The following is a 20,702-nucleotide window of genomic DNA, read 5'->3' as shown; positions in this document are numbered from 1 at the left end:
CGCGCAGGTCAGCACATGTGGTGCGACTGATCACACCGGCATGCTCACCTCACTCCACGACGTGCCGTCCCTCCGGCCGGACACTGCACGAGGCCCGGAACGCGCAGTGGGTGCAGTGCTGGCCGGCGTTCGGCGTGAACCGTTCGTCGAGGACCTTGCCGGCCGCTGTGGCGAGCAGGTCACCGACCCACTCCCCCTCCAGCGGTTCCTGTACCTGGACCTTGGGCAGGGTCTCGCCGCCGTCCCGCTTGGGGGCACCCTGGCGCAGTTGGACGAGTTCGGCGCCGCCCGGCTCGGGCCGCACGCCGTCGAAGGCCTCGTCGACGGCGCCCTCGCGGACGGCGAGCTGGTAGACGGCGAGCTGGGGGTGGTGTTCGACTTCGGCGGAACTCACGGGCTGCTTGCCGGTCTTGAAGTCGACGACGTACGCGCGCCCCTCGGCGTCGGCCTCGACGCGGTCCATCTGGCCGCGGATGCGCACCTCGACCTCGCCCGCTTCAAGGGTGACGTCGAAGTCGTGCTCGCTGGCCACCGGTGTGCGGCCGGTGCGGTCCATGACGTGCCACTTCAGGAAGCGTTCGAGCGCCACGCGCGCGTTCTCCTTCTCCTGCGCCGACTTCCAGGGCGCGTCGAAGGCGAGCGCGTTCCACACGGAGTCGAGGCGCTCCATGAGGACGGCTAGGTCGGCGGGGGTGTGCCCGGAGGCGACCTCGTCGGCGAGGACGTGCACGACGTTGCCGAAGCCCTGGGCGACCGTCGCGGGCGCGTCGGCCTTCACCTCGCGGCCCAGGAACCACTGCAGGGCGCAGGTGTTGGCGAGCTGGTCGAGGGCGCTGCCGGAGAGCACGACGGGCTGGTCGCGGTCGCGCAGCGGCACCTTGGACTCGGTCGGCTCGAACATGCCCCACCAGCGGTAGGGGTGGGCCGAGGGGACGAGCGGGCGGCCGTCCTCGTCGGCGAGGGCGGCGAGCCGGGCCAGCCGGCGGGCGGCGGCCTCCCTCAGGGTGTCGGAGACGCGCGGGTCGACGGTGGTGGCGCGGAGTTCGGCGACCAGGGCGGCGACCGACAGGGGGCGGCGCGGGCGGCCGGTCACGTCCTTGGGTTCGACGCCGAGTTCGGTCAGGAAGCGGGAGGGCTGGTCGCCGTCGTCGGCCGGTGCCTTCACCGCCGTGACGACGAGTCGCTCACGCGCGCGTGTGGCGGCCACGTAGAACAGGCGGCGCTCCTCGGCGAGCAGGGCGCCCGGGGTGAGCGGTTCGGCGAGTCCGTCACGGCCGATGCGGTCGGCCTCCAGGAGGGAGCCGCGGCGGCGCAGGTCCGGCCACAGGCCCTCCTGGACGCCCGCGACGACCACCAGCCGCCACTCCAGGCCCTTGGAGCGGTGCGCGGTCATCAGGCGTACGGCGTCGGGGCGTACGGCTCGCCGGGTGAGGGTGTCGGCGGCGATGTCCTCGGAGTCGATCTCCTCCAGGAAGTTCAGGGCGCCCCGTCCTCCGGTGCGCTCCTCCGCGCGCGCGGCGGTCGCGAACAGCGCGCACACGGCGTCGAGGTCCCGGTCCGCGTTGCGCCCCGCGGCGCCGCCGCGCCGGGCGGCCCGCTCCAGGCGCCCGGGCCAGGGCGTGCCCTCCCACAGGTCCCACAGCGCCTCCTCGGCGCTGCCGCCGTTCGCGAGCCGCTCACGCGCCTTGCCGAGCAGGGCGCCGAGCCGCTGGGCTCCGCGCGCGTACGCGGGGTCGTGCACGGCCAGACGTTCGGGCTCGGCGAGGGCCCGCGCGAGCAGGACGTCGGAGGGCGGCGGCAGGGCGTTGCCCGCGGCCCGCTCCTCGTCCCGCAGGGCACGGCCGAGGCGGCGCAGGTCGGCGGCGTCCATACCGGCGAGGGGGGAGGTGAGGAGGGTGAGGGCGGTCTCGGTGTCGAGCCAGCAGGCCTCCGTCGGCGGCGCCCCGGCATCCGAGGGCGACTCCTCGGGGGCGGTCTCGTCGTCCGGCGACGGTTCGGCGGACGCGGCTTCCCCTGCCGACGGCCGCGGCCCAGAAGCGGCTTCGTCGACCGACGTCCCCGTCCCCGTCCCCGTCCCCGTCCCCGTCCCCGTCCCCGTCCCCGAGGCAGCCTCCTCGTCCGACGAGCGTTCCTCAGAAACAGCGCTCTCGTCAGAAGCAGCGCCCTCGTCGGGCCGTACCTCTTCAGGCGGCCCTACGGCACTCCCCGCGGCCTCCGCCGTAGCCACCGCCCTAAGGGCCGTCAGCAGCGGTGCCACCGCCGGTTCGTGCCGCAGGGCCAGGTCGTCGCCGTCGATGTCCAGAGGGACGCCCGCCGCGGTGAGCGCGCGGCGCACCGTCGGGATCGTGCGCGAGCCCGCGCGGACCAGAACGGCCATCTCGCCCCAGGGCACGCCGTCCTCCAGGTGTGCCCTGCGCAGGATGTCCGCGATGTTGTCCAGCTCTGTGCCCGGGGTCGGGTAGGTGAAGACCTCGACGCGACCGCCCTCGCGGACCGGGGCGAGCTCGCGGTGGGCGCGGACCTTCTCCGCCGGCAGCCGGGTCAGGGGCATGCGCTGGGTCACCAGGCGGGTCGCGGCCAGCAGGCCGGCGCCGGAGCGGCGGGAGGTGCGCAGGACCTCGACGGGGGCGCTGCGGCCGTCCGCGCGCGGGAAGGCGTACGGGAAGTCGAGGATGCCGTTGACGTCCGCGCCGCGGAACGCGTAGATCGACTGGTCGGGGTCGCCGAAGGCGACGAGGGTGCGGCCACCCCCGGCCAGGGCGTGCAGCAGCCGTACCTGGGCCGGGTCGGTGTCCTGGTACTCGTCGACGAACACGGCGTCGTACTGGGCGGCGAGTCGCTCGGCGACCTCGGGGCGGCGGGCGAGGAGCACCGCGCGGTGCACGAGTTCGGCGTAGTCGAGGACGCCCTGGAGGTCGAGGACGTCGAGGTACTCGGCGAGGAAGGCGGCCGCGGCCCGCCAGTCGGGGCGGCCGATACGACGGGCGAAGGCGTCCAGGGAGCCGGGGCCGAGGCCCAGTTCTCGGCTGCGGGCGAGGACGGCGCGGACCTCGTCGGCGAAGCCGCGGGTGGTCAGGCAGGCGCGCAGGTCGTCGGGCCAGCGCACGTGCGCGAGGCCGAGCCGCTCCAGGTCGGGCTGGCCGGCGAGCAGTTCACGTACGGTCACGTCCTGCTCGGGTCCCGACAGCAGCCGCAGCGGCTCCACGAACAGCTCGCTGTCCTGGTGGGCGCGGACCAGGGCGTAGCAGAACGAGTGGAAGGTCGTCGCCTGCGGGGCGCGCGCCGCTCCTATGCGCAGGGCCATGCGGTCGCGCAGTTCGACGGCCGCCTTGCGGCTGAACGTCAGCACGAGCACACGCGCGGGGTCCCCTCCACGGGCGATTCGTGAGGCCACCGACTCGACGAGTGTGGTGGTCTTCCCGGTGCCGGGACCTGCGAGAACGAGCAAAGGGCCGCTTCCGTGCTCAACCACGGCGCGCTGTGCGGCGTCCAGACGAGGGGGATCCACGCGGGCCGGTGGGGTACGTACCAGTCGGTAAGCGCCACGGTTCCCCTGGCGCACCTGAGAGTGCGACAGACGCCTGGTGGAGGAAGAGGAGCTCACGTGGTTCGCCGGTCCTGGTGGGTGTGCTGTTGGGCGGCCCGCCGCACGTGGAGGGCGGTGGACGGGGGGTGAGGGGGACGCGTGCAGCCGACGCTACGCCGACGCCGAGTGCGGAAGCAGGGCTTCCGCTTCTTCCCGCGCGACCCATGCGGCCCACGCGACCCGTACGTCCCTCACCCCACGAACGTACGGCATGCCACAGACGTGCCCTGTTTCCCCCGTACGAGCCTCTGTGTGGTCCCGGGCCCGTCGGATGGCGGAAGCTGTCAGGTGTGACCCTCCGCACGGCCGCCGCCGTCCCAGCGCGCCCGTCTCATGTCGAGACGCGGCAGATGGCCCTCGGCGGCCCTGCTCGCCTCTTTCAGGGGCGTGCCCTCGGCGCGGTACCGGTCGAGCGCCCGCAGTTCGTGCCCCGGGAGCAGGACGCCGTCCGCGCGGACAACCCGCCACCAGGGAACGGATCCGCCGTACAGGGCCATGACCCGGCCGACCTGGCGGGGGCCGCCCTCCTCCAGCCATTCGGCGACGTCGCCGTACGTCATGACGCGCCCGGGCGGAATGCGCTCGGCCACGTCGAGGACCCGCTCGGCGTAGTCCGGCAGCGCGTCCACGTACTCCGGGTGGGCGTCCTGAGGAAGGCTCTGCTCGCTCATCCGCCCCATCCTGCACCACCCCACCGACAATGTGACGGGCTCGCGACTGTGCGTATCCCTCGCCCGGGGACAGCGCTTCCGGCAGACTGTGCGCCCCCGCATGTGCACCCTGACACCCCGGTGTGTCGGTGGAGCATGCCACCATCGTGCGGGCGGTGACTGGTGATACGAGATCAAGAAGAGACGATGAAGCCACAGGGTGTGCACCCGGAGGACGCCGAGAGCACCTCTGACGCTTCGTCGCGCCCCGACACCGCCGACGCCGAAGAAGTGCACGTCGACGAGGTCGAGAGCGACGAGCCACTGCTCCCCGCGCGCGTGCACCGGCCCTCCGATCTGATGCGGCTGCTGGTCGGCGTGCTGGCCGTCGTGGTGCTGCTCGCGATCGCCGCGTTCGCGCACGGCACCACCTCGGGACTCGAACAGGACATCAACAAGGGCACCGGGCAGGCGCCCGACCTGCTCATCAAGATCGCCGGTCTCGCCTCCAGCATCGCGATCCTCCTGGTCCCGGTCGCGTTCGCGATCGAACGCCTGATCAAGCGCGACGGACTGCGGATCGCCGACGGTGTGCTCGCCGCGGTCCTCGCCCACGGTGTGACGCTCGCCACCGACCTGTGGGTCGCCAAGGGCGCGCCCGGCTCGATCCAGGAGGCGCTCACCCAGCCCTCCCCCGGCGACGTCCACGCCCTCACCGACCCCGTGCACGGCTATCTGGCGCCCGTCATCGCCTATATGACGGCCGTCGGCATGTCCCGCAGGCCGCGCTGGCGGGCGGTGCTGTGGATCGTGCTGACGCTCGACGCGTTCTCGATGCTCGTCACCGGCTACACCACACCGTTCTCGATCATCCTGACGGTGCTGATCGGCTGGACGGTCGCCTACGGGACGCTGTACGCGGTCGGCTCGCCCAATGTCCGGCCCACCGGGCGGACGCTGATCGCGGGCCTGCGGACCGTCGGCTTCCACCCGGTCAGCGCGGCCCGCGAGGAGGCCTCGGAGACCGCGGAGAACGGCGACCGCGGCCGACGCTACTTCGTCACCCTGGAGGACGGCCCGCCGCTGGACGTGACGGTGGTCGACCGGGAGCAGCAGGCGCAGGGCTTCTTCTACCGCGTGTGGCGCAACCTCACCCTGCGCGGCTTCGCCACCCGCAGCAGCCTCCAGTCGCTCAGACAGGCGCTGGAGCAGGAGGCGCTGCTCGCCTACGCGGCGATCGCGGCCGGTGCCAACGCGCCGAAGCTGATCGCCACCTCCGAACTCGGCCCCGACGCCGTGATGCTCGTCTACGAGCACACCGGCGGGCGCACGCTCGAATCGCTGGCCGAGGACGAGATCACCGACGAACTGCTGCGCAACACCTGGCGTCAGGTGCAGGCGCTGCAGTCGCGGCGCATCGCGCACCGCAGGCTCGCGGGTGACGCGATCTTGGTGGATCGTTCCGGCGCGGTGATCCTGACCGATCTGCGCGGCGGTGAGATCGCGGCCAGCACCCTGCTGCTGCGCATGGACGTCGCCCAGTTGGTGACGACCCTGGGGCTGCTGGCGGGCGCGGAGCGCGCGGTGGCCTCGGCGGTCAGCATCCTCGGCCCCGACACGGTGGCCGACTGTCTGCCGATGCTCCAGCCGATCGCGCTGACGCGCTCCACGCGCGCGACGCTGCGCCGACTGGCCCGGGAGCGGGCCCAGCGCGAGCGCGAGGCCGTCCTGGAGGCGTCCCAGCAGGCCAAGCAGGCCCGTCTGGAGGAAACGCCGGAGAACGCCAGGCCCGTACTCGAAAAGCCGGACAAGAAGGCCGAGAAGGCGGAGGCCCGGGCGGAGAAGCGGGCCATCGACGAGGCCATCGAGGAGTCGCGCGAAGAGGACCTGCTGACGCAGATCCGCCATCAGGTGCTGCTGATCAGGCCGCAGGCGCCGGTCGAGCCGGCTCGCCTGGAGCGGGTGAAGCCGCGCACACTGATCAGCTTCATCGCGGGTGCCATCGGCGCGTACTTCCTGCTGACACAGCTCACCCACATCGAGTTCGGGCCGCTCATCGAGAACGCCGAGTGGGGCTGGGTCGCCGCCGCCGTGCTGTTCTCCGCGTGCAGTTACTTCGCCGCGGCCATGGCACTGCTGGGCTTCGTGCCCGAGCGGGTGGGGTTCCTGCGGACGGTGGCGGCCCAGGTCGCCGGTTCGTTCGTGAAGATCGTCGCACCGGCCGCGGTCGGCGGTGTGGCGCTCAACACGCGATTCCTGCAACGCCAGGGGGTGCGGCCGGGGCTCGCGGTGGCGAGTGTCGGCGCCTCGCAGCTGTTCGGGCTCGGCTGCCACATCCTGATGCTGCTGTCCTTCGGTTACCTGACCGGTACCGAGAAGACGCCGTCGCTGTCGCCTTCGCGAACCGTCATCGCGGGTCTGCTGACGGTGGCGGTGCTCGTCCTCGTGGTCACCTCGGTGCCGTTCCTCAGGAAGTTCGTCGTCACGCGCGTGAGGTCGTTGTTCGCGGGTGTCGTGCCGCGCATGCTGGACGTGCTCCAGCGGCCGCAGAAGCTGATCACCGGCATCGGCGGCATGCTGCTGCTGACGGCCTGCTTCGTGATGTGCCTGGACGCCTCCATCCGCGCCTTCGGCAGCGAGGGCGCCTCGCTCAGCATCGCCAGCGTCGCCGTCGTCTTCCTCGCCGGCAACGCGCTCGGTTCCGCGGCCCCGACACCGGGCGGTGTGGGCGCCGTGGAGGCCACCTTGACGGTCGGCCTGATCGCCGTGGGGCTCCCCAAGGAGGTGGCCGCACCGGCCGTCCTGCTGTTCCGTCTGCTGACGCTGTGGCTGCCGGTGCTGCCGGGCTGGCTGGCCTTCAACCAGCTGTCCCGGAAGGGCGCCCTGTAGCCCGCACGGCCCTTGCCGTGACAGGTACCTCTTACGGCTCGCGCCCCGAGCGTCCTCCCGCGCGCGAGCGCAGGATGGGTTCATGCCGAATCCCCCTCGACTGCGCGCCGCCGCCCTGGTCGCCACCGCCCTTCTGCTGGCCGCCTCGCTGGCGGGCTGCGGCGGTGACTCCCAGGACGAGGACCTGTCGGCCCAGAAGCTGAACTGGAAGGACTGCCCGGCTCCCTCCCGGGCCGAGGGCGGCGGTGACGCCCCTTCACCGCTGCCGGGCGGCGCCGAGTGGCAGTGCGCCACCCTCAAGGCTCCTCTCGACTGGGCCGAGCCCAAGGGCGACAGGATCGACATCGCGCTGATCCGGGCCAAGGCCAGTGGCGCCGAGGGCAAGCGCATCGGCTCGCTCGTCTTCAACTTCGGCGGCCCCGGCGGTTCAGGGGTCACCACGCTGCCCGCCTTCGGCTCGGACTACGCGAAGCTGCGCACCCGCTACGACCTGGTGAGCTTCGACCCGCGCGGGGTCGGCCGCAGCGCCCCGGTGGAGTGCCTGAACGACCCGCAGCTCGACGTGTACTTCGAACAGGACGCGACCCCGGACGACGCCGCCGAACGCGCCACACTGCTGGACAACACCAGGGAGTTCAACGCGGCCTGCGAGGAGAACTCCAAGAAGATGCTGCCGCGTGTGCGCACGACCGACGCCGCCCGCGACATGGACCTGATGCGCCAGGTCCTCGGCGACGGCAAGCTGTACTACTTCGGCATCTCGTACGGCACCGAACTCGGCGGGGTCTACGCCCACCTGTTCCCCAAGCACGTGGGGCGCGCTGTCTTCGACGCGGTCGTCGACCCGACGCAGAACAGCGAACAGGGTTCGCTCGGGCAGGCCGAGGGCTTCCAGCTCGCGCTCGACAACTTCGCCGAGGACTGCACGTCACAGCCCACGGACTGCCCCGTCGGCGACACCGCGCAGGACGTCAGGAACCGCATCGCGAAACTCCTGGCCGACCTCGACGGGACGCCGCTCCCCGGCATCGGGCAGCGGGTGCTGACCCAGACCGCCGCGACCAACGGCATCGCGCAGGCCCTGTACTCGAAGGACTTCTGGGAGTACCTGACCGAGGGCCTGGAGCAGGCGTACGAAGGTGACGGCAGGGTCCTCATGCTGTTGTCCGACTCGATGAACGGGCGCAGCGAGAACGGCGAGTACAGCAACCTCGCCGCGGCCAACATCTCCATCAACTGCGCCGACGACAAGCCCCGGTACACCGCCGCCGAGGTCGAGCGGAAGCTGCCCGCGTTCCGTGCCGCGTCGCCGCTGTTCGGCGACTTCATGGCCTGGTCGATGGTGACCTGCACCGACTGGGCCGTGGCGGGAGCCGCCGACCATCCCGACGTGAGCGCCGCCGGCTCGGCGCCGATCCTGGTCGTGGGCAACACCGGCGACCCGGCGACCCCGTACGAGGGTGCCCGCAAGATGGTGCAGGCGCTCGGTGAAGGTGTCGGCGTCGAGCTGACGTACAAGGGGCAGGGGCACGGGTCGTACGACAGCAAGAACAAGTGCGTCCAGGACGCCGTGAACGGCTATCTCCTCACCGGGAAGGTACCGGCGGCCGGGACCGTCTGCTCGTAGCGCACGGTCGACTAAGCCTCCACGAAACCGCTGGTCAGATGGTTATCCACAGGCTCGGGCGAGTGTCCCGTGATCGGCCTACCATGGCCGGACCGACGTTCGTGGCTCGACACGGACGGCTTGGGAGGGGGACTGGAATGGGGCGTTTCGTACGGTGGGCGGCTGCGACCGCCGCTGCCGCGCTGCTGGTGGCCGGGTGCAGCGGCGGCTCGTCCGGCGGCGGGGCGGCGGACGAGCGATCGGGCAGCGCGAGGCCCAGCACGACCGGCGCGAAGGCGCTGCCCGCCGCACTGACCTCGCAGCAGCCCGACTGGGAGCGCTGCAAGGCCACCGCGGACTCCTCCGCGCCCGGCAGGGACTGGCAGTGCGCGACGCTGGAGGTGCCGCTCGACTGGTCGAGGCCGGGAGGCGAGACGATCGACCTCGCACTGATCCGCTCCAAGGCGCGCGGCGGGGAGCGCATCGGCTCGCTCCTGTTCAACTTCGGCGGCCCCGGCGCCTCGGGCGTCGCCGGACTGCCCGGGTACGCCGCCACCGTCTCCCTGTTGCGCGAGCGGTACGACCTGGTGAGCTGGGACCCGCGCGGGGTCGGTGCCAGCGAAGGCGTCCGCTGTCGCAGTGACAAGGAGACGCAGGTGGCCGAGGCGGTGGACCCCACTCCTGACACCCCGGCCGAGGAGCGGGCGTACCTCAGGGACGCCACCGACTTCGCCCGGGGCTGCGAGAAGGACGCGGGCGACCTCCTGGCACACGTCTCGACCACCGACACCGCACGGGACATGGACCTGATGCGCCAGGTCCTCGGCGACAGCGAGCTGCACTACTTCGGCATCTCGTACGGCACCGAGATCGGCGGCGTCTACGCCCACCTGTTCCCGGAGAACGTGGGGCGGCTGGCGCTCGACGCGGTCGTCGACCCGAGCGCCGACCTGGTGGCCCACCGTGAGAACCAGGCCCGGGGCTTCCAGCGCGCGCTCGACAACTACCTCAGGTCCACCGGTCAGGACCCCGCACGGGGCACCCGGAAGATCGCGGACCTGGTGGATCGGATCGACGCGCGCCCGTTGGACACCTATTCCGGGCGGAAGCTGACCCAGGTCCTCGCGTTCACCGGCATCGTCTGGCCGTTGTACCGCCAGGACAGCTGGCCCTCGCTGACCAGCGCGCTCGACACCGCCGAGCAGGGGGACGGCTCCGAACTGCTGGCGCTCGCCGACGGCTACAACGAACGGGACTCCTCGGGCCGCTACGGCCTGCTCCCGCAGGCCCAACGGGTCATATCGTGCTTGGACGACAAGCAGCGGCCCAGCCTCACGCAGGCGAAGAAGCTGCTGCCCGAGTTCGAGAGGATCTCCCCCGTGTTCGGCCCCTTCCTCGGTTGGGACGCGGCCGGCTGGTGCCACGACTGGCCGGTGCCCGGGCAGTACGAGACCCCGGAGGTGAGCGCGCCCGGTGCGGCACCGGTCCTGGTGATCGGCAACACGGGCGACCCGGCGACGCCGTACGAAGGTGCCCGGAGGATGGCGGACGAGTTGGGCAGGGGGGTCGGTGTGGAGCTCACCTGGAAGGGCGAGGGACACGGGGCGTACGGGAACGGGAGCGACTGTGTGGACTCCACGGTGAACGCGTATCTGCTGAAGGGCACGGTGCCGAAGGACGGCAAGGTCTGCGCCCTGCGCGGGTAGCGGAAAGGGGCCCGGCACACGTGGTGCCGAGCCCCTCCCGGGAAGCCGTGGGACTAGTAGACCGGCTTGTGCGGCTCGATCTGGTGGACCCAGCCGATCACGCCGCCGCCGACGTGGACGGCGTCGGAGAAGCCCGCGGATTTCAGGACCGCGAGGACTTCCGCACTGCGGACACCCGTCTTGCAGTGCAGGACGATCTTCTTGTCCTGCGGAAGGCCCTCCAGGGCGGTGCCCATGAGGAACTCGTTCTTGGGGATCAGCTTGGCGCCCGGGATGGAGACGATCTCGTACTCGTTGATCTCGCGGACGTCGATGATCTCGATGTTCTCGCCGTCGTCGATCCACTCCTTGAGCTGCTTGGGAGTGATCGTCGAGCCGGCGGCCGCCTCCTGGGCCTCCTCGGAGACGACGCCGCAGAAGGCCTCGTAGTCGATGAGCTCGGTGACGGTCGGGTTCTCGCCGCAGACCGCGCAGTTCGGGTCCTTGCGGACCTTGACCTGGCGGTACTGCATCTCCAGGGCGTCGTAGATCATCAGACGGCCGACAAGGGGCTCGCCGATGCCCGCGAGGAGCTTGATGGCCTCGTTGACCTGGATGGAGCCGATGGACGCGCACAGCACGCCCAGCACGCCGCCCTCGGCGCAGGAGGGGACCATGCCGGGGGGCGGGGGCTCCGGGTAGAGGCAGCGGTAGCAGGGACCGTGCTCGGACCAGAAGACGGAGGCCTGGCCGTCGAAGCGGTAGATCGAGCCCCAGACGTACGGCTTGTTGAGCAGCACGCACGCGTCGTTGACCAGGTAGCGGGTCGCGAAGTTGTCGGTGCCGTCGACGATCAGGTCGTACTGGCTGAAGATGTCCATCACGTTGTCGGCCTCGAGCCGCTCCTCGTGAAGGACCACGTTCACGTACGGGTTGATGCCGAGGACGGAGTCGCGGGCGGACTCGGCCTTGGAGCGGCCGATGTCGGCCTGGCTGTGGATGATCTGGCGCTGCAGGTTCGACTCGTCGACCTCGTCGAACTCCACGATGCCGAGCGTGCCGACGCCCGCCGCGGCCAGGTACATCAGCGCCGGCGAGCCCAGGCCGCCGGCGCCCACACAGAGCACCTTGGCGTTCTTCAGCCGCTTCTGCCCGTCCATCCCGACATCGGGGATGATCAGGTGGCGGGAGTACCTGCGGACCTCGTCTACGGTGAGCTCGGCAGCGGGCTCGACCAGGGGTGGCAGCGACACGGGGACTCCGTTGGTCGGTCAATCACTACAGTTGTTCTCCCCGTAACACTGCCACGGCCTTCTTCATTCCGAGACACCCGTTCCGATCCGCGAGACGATCTCGTCCCAGTAGCCGGGCATGGTCTCCCAGGGGTCGACACGGCCGCCGTGGTCCGTGCGGTCGGTGAACCAGATCGTGGCGGCGCCCTGCCAGCGGGCGATCCGCAGCGCCTCCTCCAGGTGTGGGCCGGGCACCCCGTGGACGAGGTGGCAGAAGCGGTCGGGCGGGTAGTCGGCGGTCCACTCGGCCACCTGCGACCAGCGGTAGTCGCTCCAGGAACCGGAGAAGGTGACCAACTGGTCGGCGTTCTCGGCGTAACCGGGGTGGGGATGGGTGCCGTGGCCGAGGACGATGTGGGCATCGTCACGGACGGCGCGGAGCGTGGTGACGGTGCGGCGGACCTCGGGGAGCGCGGCGCGTTCGGTGGGACAGCGGTCCAGGAGGAAGCCGTCGACCTGGTACCAGTCGATGTAGCGCTGGGCCTCGGAGACCGTCTCGGCGTAGGTGCGGGTCCCGTGGGCGCTGTCGAGGTGGCCGAGGACGCGGACGCCCGCGTTGCGCAGCCGGCCGGCCGCTTCGAGGCAGTGCGGGTCGGGGCGGGCACCCGGGCCCTCGGCGACGTCGAGGACGACCCAGTGCACGGGGGTGCCGGGGCGGGCCAGTTCGGCCCATTCGGCGGGGGCGACCAGAGGGTGGGCGAAGCCGGGGACGCCGAGGCCGGTGCGCAGCTCGGTGCTCGACGTGCTTGTCTTCGTGCTGGTCAGATGCGGCATGCCGCCTCCATCCAGATGTCGGCGAGGGACTCTTCGAGGTTGATGCGGGGGCGCCAGCCGAGCCGGTCGCGCGCGGTGCGCACATCGGCCTGCTGCCAGCTGCCACAGCCGTCCGGGTACGGGTACGCGACGGGTGCCGCGTGGTCGGGGTCCGAGCGGGGGTGGCCGATGGTCGCCCTCAGCGGGCCGGGAGGGCCGTCGAGTTCGTGGAGGGCGCCGCCGTATCCGGCGACCCGGGCCAGGACGGCGGCGGCGTCGCGGAGGCGGACGGCTCGGCCCGAGCCGATGTTGATGACGCCCTGTGCGGCGGAGAGCGAGGCCGCGTGGACGGCGCGGGCCACATCGCGGACGTCGACGAAGTCGCGCTGGGCGCCGAGTCCGCCGAGCTTGAGTTCGCCGTCGCCGGACTGCATGGCGCGGCGCATGGCCTCGGCGAGACGGCCGAGCGGTGAGCCCGCGGGGGTGCCGGGGCCGGCCGGTGAGAAGACGCGCAGGACGACCGCGTCCAGGCCGGAGCCGAGGACCAGTTCGGTGGCGGCGAGTTTGCTGACGCCGTACGGGCCGCCGGGGCGGGGGACGGCGTCCTCAGCCGTGGAGGAGCCGGGCTGGCTGGGCCCGTACTCGGCACCGCAGCCGATCTGCACCAGACGCGCTCCGCAGCCACTGCGGCGCAGGGCCTCGCAGACGGTGGCGACGGCGACCGTGTTGTGGCGGGTGAGTTCGCGGGCACCGCCGCGGGTGGCGCCGGCGCAGTTGACGACGACGCCCGGGTGGACCGCGTCGAGGAAGCGGGTGAGGGCGCCTGGGCTGCCGGACGCGAGGTCGAAGCGGACGTCGGCGTCGTCACCGCGGCCGAGGGCGGTGAGCTGGACGGCGGGGTCGGCGAGCAGACGGTCGGCGACGAAGCGGCCGAGGTAGCCGTTGGCTCCGATCAGCAGGACTCTCATCGGGCTGCTCCCGGGGCCTTGGGGGGTCGGGAGGTGGTCATTGCGGGTTCTCCTTCGGGAGGGCTTGCGGTTGCCTCCGGCGGAACCGGAGGGTTGCTGCGGCGGGGCCGGAGCGGTTGCCTGCGGCGGAGGCCGGAGCGGATGCCTGCGGCGGTGTGTGCGGGTCGGCGGGGCGGCGGGGCGGTTCTCCCACCGTGGGTGGAAGGCCGCGCCCACGGCGGGGGCCGCTCTCGCCCATGGCGACTGGGAGGCCGCGCCTACGGCGGGTGTGTGGCTCGGGGGCGGGTCAGCACGGGTCCTCCGCCTGGGCGTGGGCTGACGCCCTCGTCAGCTTGCGGGCCCCGTGGATCAGCAGGGCCAGGGCGCCGAGCCCGCAGGAGAGGGTCTGGATGCCGCCCGCGCCCCAGAGGTCCACCAGGGCGTCCACCGGTGCGGCCAGGAAGCCGCAGCCCGGCAGACGGGAGGCGAAAGCCGCCGCGAGGGCGGTGCCCTGGGCCGTGGCCGCGGCGGTGAGAACCACCCCGGGGGCGTGGGTGAAACCGTGGACGGTGAGGAGGCGGGCGAGGAAGAGGAGAGCGCCCAGAGCGATGATCTGTGGGAGGGCGGCTGGTTCGGCCACGGCGGCGGAGGACAGGGCCGACAGAGCCGTCAGGGCACACAGGTACAGGGCGAACGTGCCCAGCAGCAGGGGGCGTACGGAGGCCGCGAAGTCCTCCAGACCGCGGCTGACGGCCAGTTTGCGGCGGGCGCGGGCCGCGAAGAGGTGGGCGGACCAGGCCGCCGGGACGCAGGACAGGGTGAGGGCGAGGAGGGGGGCCGTGGTCGTGGGCCAGGCAGCGTCGGCGGCGCCGGTGGGCAGGGCGTCGGGGCCACCGGTCACGGCCGCGGCGAGGAGGCCGTCGCCGAGGGTGGCGTAGGCGAGGAGCCAGTACGTCCAGGTGGAGGTGCCGGTGGCGGGTGCGCGGTCGGGTGCGGCGAGGGGACCGCGGGACAGGGCCGCGCGCACGGCCAGGGACACGGCCAGGAAGCCCACCAGGGCGGCGACCAGCCGGGACTGGCCGTCGGTGAGGTGGATGCCGGTCACCGTGGCCGCGCAGAGGGCGCCGGAGAGGAGGGTGAGCAGGGCCCAGTCGGCGCGGGGCCCGGAGGTCTGCTCCACCGTGGGCGGCGGGGTCGTCTCGCCGTCCCTCGGGACGCGGGCGTACATCTCCTCGGCGAGGGAGAAGACGTCCCGGTGCCGGAAGCGGACGGCGGTGCGGTCGGTGACGCCGTGGGCCTCCAGGCCGGCCGCGATCTCCAGGGGGTCGACGGCCCGTGCGCACAGCTCGCGGTGACGGTGCATCAGGGCCTTCACCGGGTCGGCGGCTGAACGGCGGGCGGGGCCGGTGCTGGTGGGCTTGAGGCCGGTGGAGATCTCGGGGGCTCGCGGGGTGGGCGCCGACGGGGCGTATGGGTCTGCTTCCCCGGAGGCGTCGACCGTGTGCGGGTCGGAGTCTTCCGGCTCAGCCGCTTCGGACACCTCGGAGTTGCCGGCCACCTCGGATTCGCCGGACGTCTCAGACCCGCCGGCCACCTCGGACTTCCCCGAGCCCTCGGACTCCCCCGACCCCTCGGACACTCCGGAGTCCTCCACACCGCCCGGCGCCGACCCTGTCGACGTTTCCGTCAGCCACTCCCCCGACTCGGTGTCCCACGCGCCAGGGCTGCCAGGGGTGCCGGGGCGGTCGAGTCCCACGTCGCTCATCCGGTCGCTCCTTCCGGGGCGGCGAAGGGAGGCGTCGCGCGGACCGGTGGCCCCGCGGCCCAGCCGGGGCCGCCCCGGGCCACGACGCGGGTGCTGTGCTCGGTCCAGCGGCCGGGTACATGGGCTTCGGCTGGGGCGGCGAAGGGCAGGGGCTCGCCGGCGTTGTCCAGGACGACCCGGCGGACCGGCGTGTGCGAGACGATCTCCAGGTAAATGCCGTGAAATGCCGTGATGTTCTGTTCCACGGTGAACAGTTCGAGCGCCCGGGCGCGTGCGGCGGCGCCCAGGCGCTCACGGCGTTCGGGGTCGCGCAGCAGCGTGACGCACGCCTCCGCGAGCGCCTTCGGGTTGCGGGGCGGGACGACGAGACCCGTGCCGCCGATGACCTCCACAACCGCTCCGACGTCGGTGGACACGGTGGCCCGGCCGCAGAACATGGCCTCGACGAGGGTGATCGGGAAGCCCTCGACGACGCTGGACAGGACAGTGACCGCGCCCGAGGCATACGCGTCGGCGAGCGTCGGCACCTCGGGACCGCCGATCTCCTCGAAGCGGACGGGGTTGTCGCCCACGGCGTGCAGCCCCTCCGCCTCGTCGGGGAAGAGCTGCGCGGCCAGCGCCTTGCAGTGCCCGAGATAAGCCGCGCCCTCGGGGCCGGTGGGCGCGCCGACGATTCTCAGCCGGGTCTTGGGCTCCTCCTTGCGGACCTCCGCGAAGGCGTGGAGCAGGGAGATCAGATCCTTGGCGGGTTCGACCCGGCCGACCCAGACCAGCGTGTCCGGGTCCACGCAGTCCGCGGACTCGCCCACCTCAGTGAAGCGGGTGGCGTCCATGCCCGGGTAGACCGTGCGCAGCTTCGCGCGGTCGGCGCCGCAGCGCTCCTGCCAGCGGCGGGCGTGGGTGTTGCCGGGCGTGACGACCGCCGCCCGCCGGTAGGTCTCGGTGGCGAGCCGGCCGTGGAAGGCGGTGAGCAGGCTCCGTACGGCGGGCGGGGACTCGGTGTCGGCCAGGTAGTGCGTGCGCAGTCGTACGCCGTACTCCGTGACCAGCAGCGGCACACCGCAGAAGTGGTGCGCGAGGAGGCCGGGCAGGGCGGCCGGGCCGCCGGAGGCCGCGTGGCACAGGTCGACCGCGCCGAGGCCGTCGTCCTCGTACCAGTCGAGCGACAGGGGGCGCAGGGCGCGCTCCAGGTGTCCGGCCACGGCGAGCAGCTCCGGTACCCGCGCCGCGCGCGCTGTCTGCCGGGCGCCGGGCGCACGACAGGCGCGCTCCAGGGCCCGTACGGCGGTCTCGGAGCGGAGCGCGCCGACCAGCCCGCCCTCGTCGCGGGCGAGTTCGGCGAGTCCGTACAGGGCGTTGGCGAAACGGTCCGCCTCGGTGGCCGACGACTCCCCCGAGGCGTCGCCGACTCCCCCTTCGCACAGTGCCGTCGCCAACTCGCCGTAAGACTCGGCGAACCGACGGCGCGCGCGCCGCCCGTACACCACGCCGTCGTCCCCCGCGGTCCACAGCGGGGCCGTGATGACCCTGCCGACCTGCGGTGGCAGTTGGACCCAGCCCTCGTCCTCCTGGCGCTCGCTGCGGCTGAGCGCGTAGATGTCGAACTCGTGCTGCTCGAGCCCGCGCACGAGCCGGTCGCACCAGAGTCTGGCGTCACCGCTCACATACGGATAGCCACCCTCCGTAAGCAGTCCTATGCGCACGAGTGCACCCCCGATCTCCCGTATGAGGAGCCGCCGTTGGCCCGGCGGCTCGCAGCGGGACGAAGGTATGCGGACAAGGTGGTGGTGCGACGGACGGTTGTCCATCGCACCACCAGAAGGGGTGAACGCTCGTAACTTTCCCGTGCGGGTCGCGTTCGGTCGCGCTAAGAGATCATCCGGACACGGAACGTCAGGTCACGGCCACTTCCCCGCGCTCCGCCCTGCGCCGGGCCGCGATCCGCGGATCGAGTGCCGGTACGGCGGCCAGGAGTTGCCGGGTGTACGGGTCCCGCGGGCTGTCGTAGACCTCGTCGGCCGGGCCCTGTTCGACGATCCGGCCGCGCCGCATCACGGCGACGCGGTCGCTGACCTGGCGTACGACGGCGAGGTCGTGCGCGACGAAGACCAGCGCGAGTCCGAGCTCCCGCTGCAGCTCGCCGAGCAGGGCCACCACCTGGGCCTGGGTGGTGACGTCGAGGGCGGAGACCGGTTCGTCGCAGACGATGACGCGCGGGTCGGCCGCGAGCGCCCGGGCGATGCCCACGCGCTGGCGCTGGCCGCCGCTGAACTCGTGCGGGTAGCGGTCGTAGCGCGCCCCTTCGAGTCCCACACGCTCCAGGAGTTCCTTCACGCGCCCCCTGATCCGCTGCTCGTCCCTCTCGCCCCGCGCGCGGATGGGGTCGGCGATGGACTCGCCCACGTTGCGGCGGGGGTTGAGGGAGGAGACGGGGTCCTGGAAGACCATCTGCACGGCCGGGTTCACGCCCACGCGTGCGTGGCCGTCGTGGCGGACCTCCCCCGCCGTCGGCTCCAGCAGGCCGACCAGCATCCGTCCCAGGGTGGTCTTGCCGCTGCCGCTCTCGCCGACGACGCCGAGGGTCTCGCCCCGGCGGACGGTCAGCGAGACGTCGTCGACGGCCGCGAAGGCCTTCCTGCCGCGGCCGAACTCGCGTCGCAGGCCCCTCGCTTCGAGGACCACCTCGCCGGCCGGCCCGGAAGGTGCCCGCGGGGCGTCCACGCGCGGTACCGCGGCGAGCAGTTCGCGGGTGTACGCCTCTCCCGGCGCCCCGAGCACCGCGGCGACCGGCCCCTGCTCGACCGCGCGACCGTGCCGCATGACCAGCACGTCGTCGACGCTGCCCGCGGCGACGCCCACGTCGTGCGTGACGAGCAGCAGGCCCATGCCGGTCTCCGCGCGCAGCGTGTGCAGCAGGTCGAGGATCTGGGCCTGGACGGTCACGTCGAGCGCGGTCGTCGGCTCGTCGGCGATCAGCAGGCGGGGTTCGCAGGCCAGTGCCATCGCGATGAGGGCGCGCTGGCGCATGCCGCCGCTGAACTCGTGCGGACGGGACCGGGATCGCCGTACGGCGTCCGGAATGCCGACCCGGTCCAGCACCTCCACCGCACGCGCGCGTGCCGTTCGTCGCGACGCGCGCGTGTGCACGCGGTACACCTCGGCGATCTGGTCGCCGATCGCGTAGTAGGGGTCCAGGGACGACAGCGGGTCCTGGAAGACCATCGCGGCCTTCGCGCCCCGCAGCCGCCGCAGTTCGTCGTCCGACGCCCGCGGTACGTCCACTCCGGCGACCTCGACCGAGCCGCCCACACGCGCCCCCGTGCCGCGGTGCAGCCCGAGCAGGGCCGAGGCGACGGTGGACTTGCCGGAGCCGGACTCGCCGACCAGGGCGAGGGCCGCGCCCTCCTCCAGGCGGAAGGAGAGGCCGTCGACGGCGCGCAGGTCGCCGAACTCGACGGTCAGGTCCGTGACATGGACAAGGCTCATGCGAGCACCACCCGTCGGTCGGCCACCGCGTACAGGACGTCCGCGACGGCGTTGGCGAGCACCACGAAGAAGCCGATGACCAGGACCATGCCGACGACGACCGGGAGGTCGACGACGGTGACGGCGTGGACCAGTTCCTGGCCGATGCCGGGCAGGCCGAACAGCGACTCGACGAGGACGGCCCCGCCCATCGCGCTGCCGAAGTCGTTGGCGTTCAGGGCGATGATCGGGGCCAGGGCCCCGCGCAGGGCGTGCCGGCCGACGATCGACCGCTCGCCGACGCCGTAGGCCCGGAAGGTGCGGATGTGGTCCTCGGCGAGCGTCTCCAGCATCGACGCCCGGGTCAGCCGCGCGAAGTAGGCCGCCTCGCCGAGGGCGAGCGTGACCCAGGGCAGCAGCAGGCCCCACATCCACTGTTCGGGGTCGTCGGAGAAGGAGACGTACTCGGGGAAGGGCAGGAGTTCCAGTTGCCCGCAGACCACGATCATCAGGACGAGGCCGATGACGAACACGGGCGTGGCGACGCCGGCGAGGGTGATGCCGGTCAGCGCGCGCTCGGTGAACCGGCCGCGCCGCCAGGCGGAGAGCACGCCGGTGCCGACGCCCAGCAGCAGCCAGAGGACCATCGCGCCGACCACCAGCGACAGGCTGACGGGCAGCTTGTTCAGGATGATCCGGGTGACCTGCTGGTCACTTTGGTACGACAGCCCGAGGCACGGCGCCGGGCAGTGCTCGACGGAGGTCCCGGTGGAGTAGTCGTGGCCCGCGACGATGCCCTGGAGGAAGTGCCAGTAGCGCAGGTACAGCGGATCGTCGAGCCGGAGTTGCTGGGCGACCTGGTGCACCTGTTCGGGCGAGCAGCGCGGGCCGCAGGTGATCTGGGCGACATTGCCGGGGGTGGCGTAGAAGACGACGTAGATGATCACCGAGAGGGCGAGCAGGGTGAGTACGGCGCTCACGGCCCGGCGCAGGGCGAATGCGGTGAAGCCGCTCATGCGATGCCCTCCTCGGCGGCCTCGGACCTGCCGGCCTCGGTCTTGGCGGCCTCGGGCTTGCCTGCCTTTGACTCCTGTCTGCGGCCCGTGCCGATACGCAGTCGGGAGGCCGCACGCGGGTCGAGGGCGGTGCGGACCCCGTCGCCGAGGACGGTGAGCGCGAGGACGGTGACGAACAGCGCGGCCGCGGGCAGCAGCAGGTACTGCGGGGCCGCCTGGTACCAGACATCGGCCGAGGTGAGCATCTGTCCCCAGGACGGGGTGGGCGGCTTGACGCCGACGCCGAGGAAGGACAGGGACGCCTCGATGGAGATGTTCGCGGGCACCATGAGGGCCGCGTAGGTGATGACGGGCGCGGCGAGACCGGGCAGCAGTTCCCGGCGGGCGATCCGCAGGGTGCCCCAGCCGCTGAGCCGGGCGGCGGCCACGTAGTCGAGTTCCTTGAGGGTGAGGGTCTGGGCGCGCGCGATCTTGCCGATCGTGCCCCAGGCGACGAAACCGATGATGAGCGCGACCAGGACCGGCCGGGGGAAGCTGCTCGGCACGACGGCCAGCAGTGCCAACGCCATGATCATCAACGGCATGGCCACGATGATGTCGGTGATCCGGCTCAACAGTTGATCAACCCATCGGTTGCCGAGCGCGGCCGCGACACCGACGACGACACCGAGGAAGACCTGTACGGCGGTCGCGGCCAGGGCGACGCCCAGGGAGACCCGGGCGCCGTACACCAGCCGCGCGAACAGGTCGCGTCCGGTCTGGGGCTCGACGCCGAGCCAATGCTCCCCGCCGACGCCCCCGAAGGACCCGATGGGCACGCCTCCACGCGCGGAGTCGATCAGGGAGGGGTGGTAGGTGGTCGGGTCCTGGCCCTCCAGCGCGGTGAGCAGGGGCGCCGCGAGGGCGACCAGGACGAGCAGTGCGACGACGACGGCCGCGACCATGGCGGCGCGCTGCGCCCGCAGCCGACGCCAGAACTGACGGGCCCCCGAGGCCCCCGGGACGGATGCCTCGGGGACCTCGGTGGCGACAAGTGCCTCGCTCATCG

Annotated in this window: 13 protein-coding genes; 3 read left to right on the top strand and 10 right to left on the bottom strand. The window is 72.4% G+C overall.

Annotation, left to right across the window (positions count from 1 at the left end):
* Positions 1-49: 49 nt before the first annotated feature.
* Positions 50-3,604, bottom strand: coding sequence for an ATP-dependent helicase (locus H293_RS0120820; protein WP_078612629.1), 3,555 nt, complete (start codon positions 3,602-3,604; stop codon positions 50-52).
* Between the two features lie 266 nt (positions 3,605-3,870).
* Positions 3,871-4,257, bottom strand: a complete 387-nt coding sequence (locus H293_RS0120815; protein WP_020119783.1) for an MGMT family protein — start codon at positions 4,255-4,257, stop codon at positions 3,871-3,873.
* 186 nt (positions 4,258-4,443) lie between these two features.
* Here H293_RS0120815 and H293_RS0120810 point away from each other — a divergent pair, with 186 nt between their 5' ends.
* The 3 genes from H293_RS0120810 (at position 4,444) to H293_RS0120800 (ending at position 10,437) form a co-directional block, all read left to right on the top strand.
* The gene (locus H293_RS0120810) at positions 4,444-7,125 is read left to right on the top strand and encodes a lysylphosphatidylglycerol synthase transmembrane domain-containing protein (RefSeq protein WP_020119782.1); all 2,682 of its coding nucleotides are present in this window, start codon (positions 4,444-4,446) and stop codon (positions 7,123-7,125) included.
* Between the two features lie 82 nt (positions 7,126-7,207).
* The gene (locus tag H293_RS0120805) at positions 7,208-8,752 is read left to right on the top strand and encodes an alpha/beta hydrolase (protein ID WP_020119781.1); all 1,545 of its coding nucleotides are present in this window, start codon (positions 7,208-7,210) and stop codon (positions 8,750-8,752) included.
* Between the two features lie 137 nt (positions 8,753-8,889).
* The gene (locus tag H293_RS0120800; RefSeq protein WP_020119780.1) at positions 8,890-10,437 is read left to right on the top strand and encodes an alpha/beta hydrolase; all 1,548 of its coding nucleotides are present in this window, start codon (positions 8,890-8,892) and stop codon (positions 10,435-10,437) included.
* Positions 10,438-10,490: 53 nt separating this feature from the next.
* Here the strand turns inward: H293_RS0120800 and moeZ are convergent, their stop codons facing one another.
* The 8 genes from moeZ to H293_RS0120760 form a co-directional block, all read right to left on the bottom strand.
* A complete protein-coding gene (moeZ, locus tag H293_RS0120795) occupies positions 10,491-11,669 on the bottom strand; it encodes an adenylyltransferase/sulfurtransferase MoeZ (RefSeq protein WP_020119779.1) in 1,179 nt (392 codons plus the stop codon).
* A gap of 63 nt (positions 11,670-11,732) precedes the next feature.
* A complete protein-coding gene (locus H293_RS0120790; protein ID WP_020119778.1) occupies positions 11,733-12,482 on the bottom strand; it encodes a spherulation-specific family 4 protein in 750 nt (249 codons plus the stop codon).
* A complete protein-coding gene (locus tag H293_RS0120785; RefSeq protein ID WP_020119777.1) occupies positions 12,470-13,429 on the bottom strand; it encodes an NAD-dependent epimerase/dehydratase family protein in 960 nt (319 codons plus the stop codon). Before H293_RS0120785 ends, H293_RS0120790 begins: the two co-directional genes overlap by 13 nt.
* 286 nt (positions 13,430-13,715) lie before the next feature.
* Complete coding sequence (locus H293_RS0120780) at positions 13,716-15,173, bottom strand: hypothetical protein (RefSeq protein WP_020119776.1); 1,458 nt, start codon at positions 15,171-15,173, stop codon at positions 13,716-13,718.
* Complete coding sequence (locus H293_RS0120775) at positions 15,170-16,876, bottom strand: DUF3492 domain-containing protein (protein ID WP_033415549.1); 1,707 nt, start codon at positions 16,874-16,876, stop codon at positions 15,170-15,172. Before H293_RS0120775 ends, H293_RS0120780 begins: the two co-directional genes overlap by 4 nt.
* 190 nt (positions 16,877-17,066) lie before the next feature.
* Positions 17,067-18,659, bottom strand: a complete 1,593-nt coding sequence (locus H293_RS0120770; protein WP_020119774.1) for a dipeptide ABC transporter ATP-binding protein — start codon at positions 18,657-18,659, stop codon at positions 17,067-17,069.
* Positions 18,656-19,654 (bottom strand): ABC transporter permease, encoded by a 999-nt coding sequence (locus H293_RS0120765; protein WP_020119773.1) that lies wholly within the window; start codon positions 19,652-19,654, stop codon positions 18,656-18,658. Before H293_RS0120765 ends, H293_RS0120770 begins: the two co-directional genes overlap by 4 nt.
* Complete coding sequence (locus tag H293_RS0120760) at positions 19,651-20,700, bottom strand: ABC transporter permease (RefSeq protein WP_020119772.1); 1,050 nt, start codon at positions 20,698-20,700, stop codon at positions 19,651-19,653. Before H293_RS0120760 ends, H293_RS0120765 begins: the two co-directional genes overlap by 4 nt.
* Between the last annotated feature and the right edge of the window lie 2 nt (positions 20,701-20,702).

The organism is Streptomyces canus 299MFChir4.1, from assembly GCF_000383615.1.
GTDB classification, from domain to species: domain Bacteria; phylum Actinomycetota; class Actinomycetes; order Streptomycetales; family Streptomycetaceae; genus Streptomyces; species Streptomyces canus_C.
This window is presented reverse-complemented; position numbering and strand designations above follow the sequence as displayed.

Bases quoted from the DNA above. Each gene is read 5' to 3' on its own strand.
- H293_RS0120815 (WP_020119783.1), bottom strand. From the start codon at position 4,257: ATGAGCGAGCAGAGCCTTCCTCAGGACGCCCACCCGGAGTACGTGGAC.
- H293_RS0120810 (WP_020119782.1), top strand. From the start codon at position 4,444: ATGAAGCCACAGGGTGTGCACCCGGAGGACGCCGAGAGCACCTCTGAC.
- H293_RS0120805 (WP_020119781.1), top strand. From the start codon at position 7,208: ATGCCGAATCCCCCTCGACTGCGCGCCGCCGCCCTGGTCGCCACCGCC.
- H293_RS0120800 (WP_020119780.1), top strand. From the start codon at position 8,890: ATGGGGCGTTTCGTACGGTGGGCGGCTGCGACCGCCGCTGCCGCGCTG.
- H293_RS0120790 (WP_020119778.1), bottom strand. From the start codon at position 12,482: ATGCCGCATCTGACCAGCACGAAGACAAGCACGTCGAGCACCGAGCTG.
- H293_RS0120785 (WP_020119777.1), bottom strand. From the start codon at position 13,429: ATGAGAGTCCTGCTGATCGGAGCCAACGGCTACCTCGGCCGCTTCGTC.
- H293_RS0120780 (WP_020119776.1), bottom strand. From the start codon at position 15,173: ATGAGCGACGTGGGACTCGACCGCCCCGGCACCCCTGGCAGCCCTGGC.
- H293_RS0120770 (WP_020119774.1), bottom strand. From the start codon at position 18,659: ATGAGCCTTGTCCATGTCACGGACCTGACCGTCGAGTTCGGCGACCTG.
- H293_RS0120765 (WP_020119773.1), bottom strand. From the start codon at position 19,654: ATGAGCGGCTTCACCGCATTCGCCCTGCGCCGGGCCGTGAGCGCCGTA.
- H293_RS0120760 (WP_020119772.1), bottom strand. From the start codon at position 20,700: ATGAGCGAGGCACTTGTCGCCACCGAGGTCCCCGAGGCATCCGTCCCG.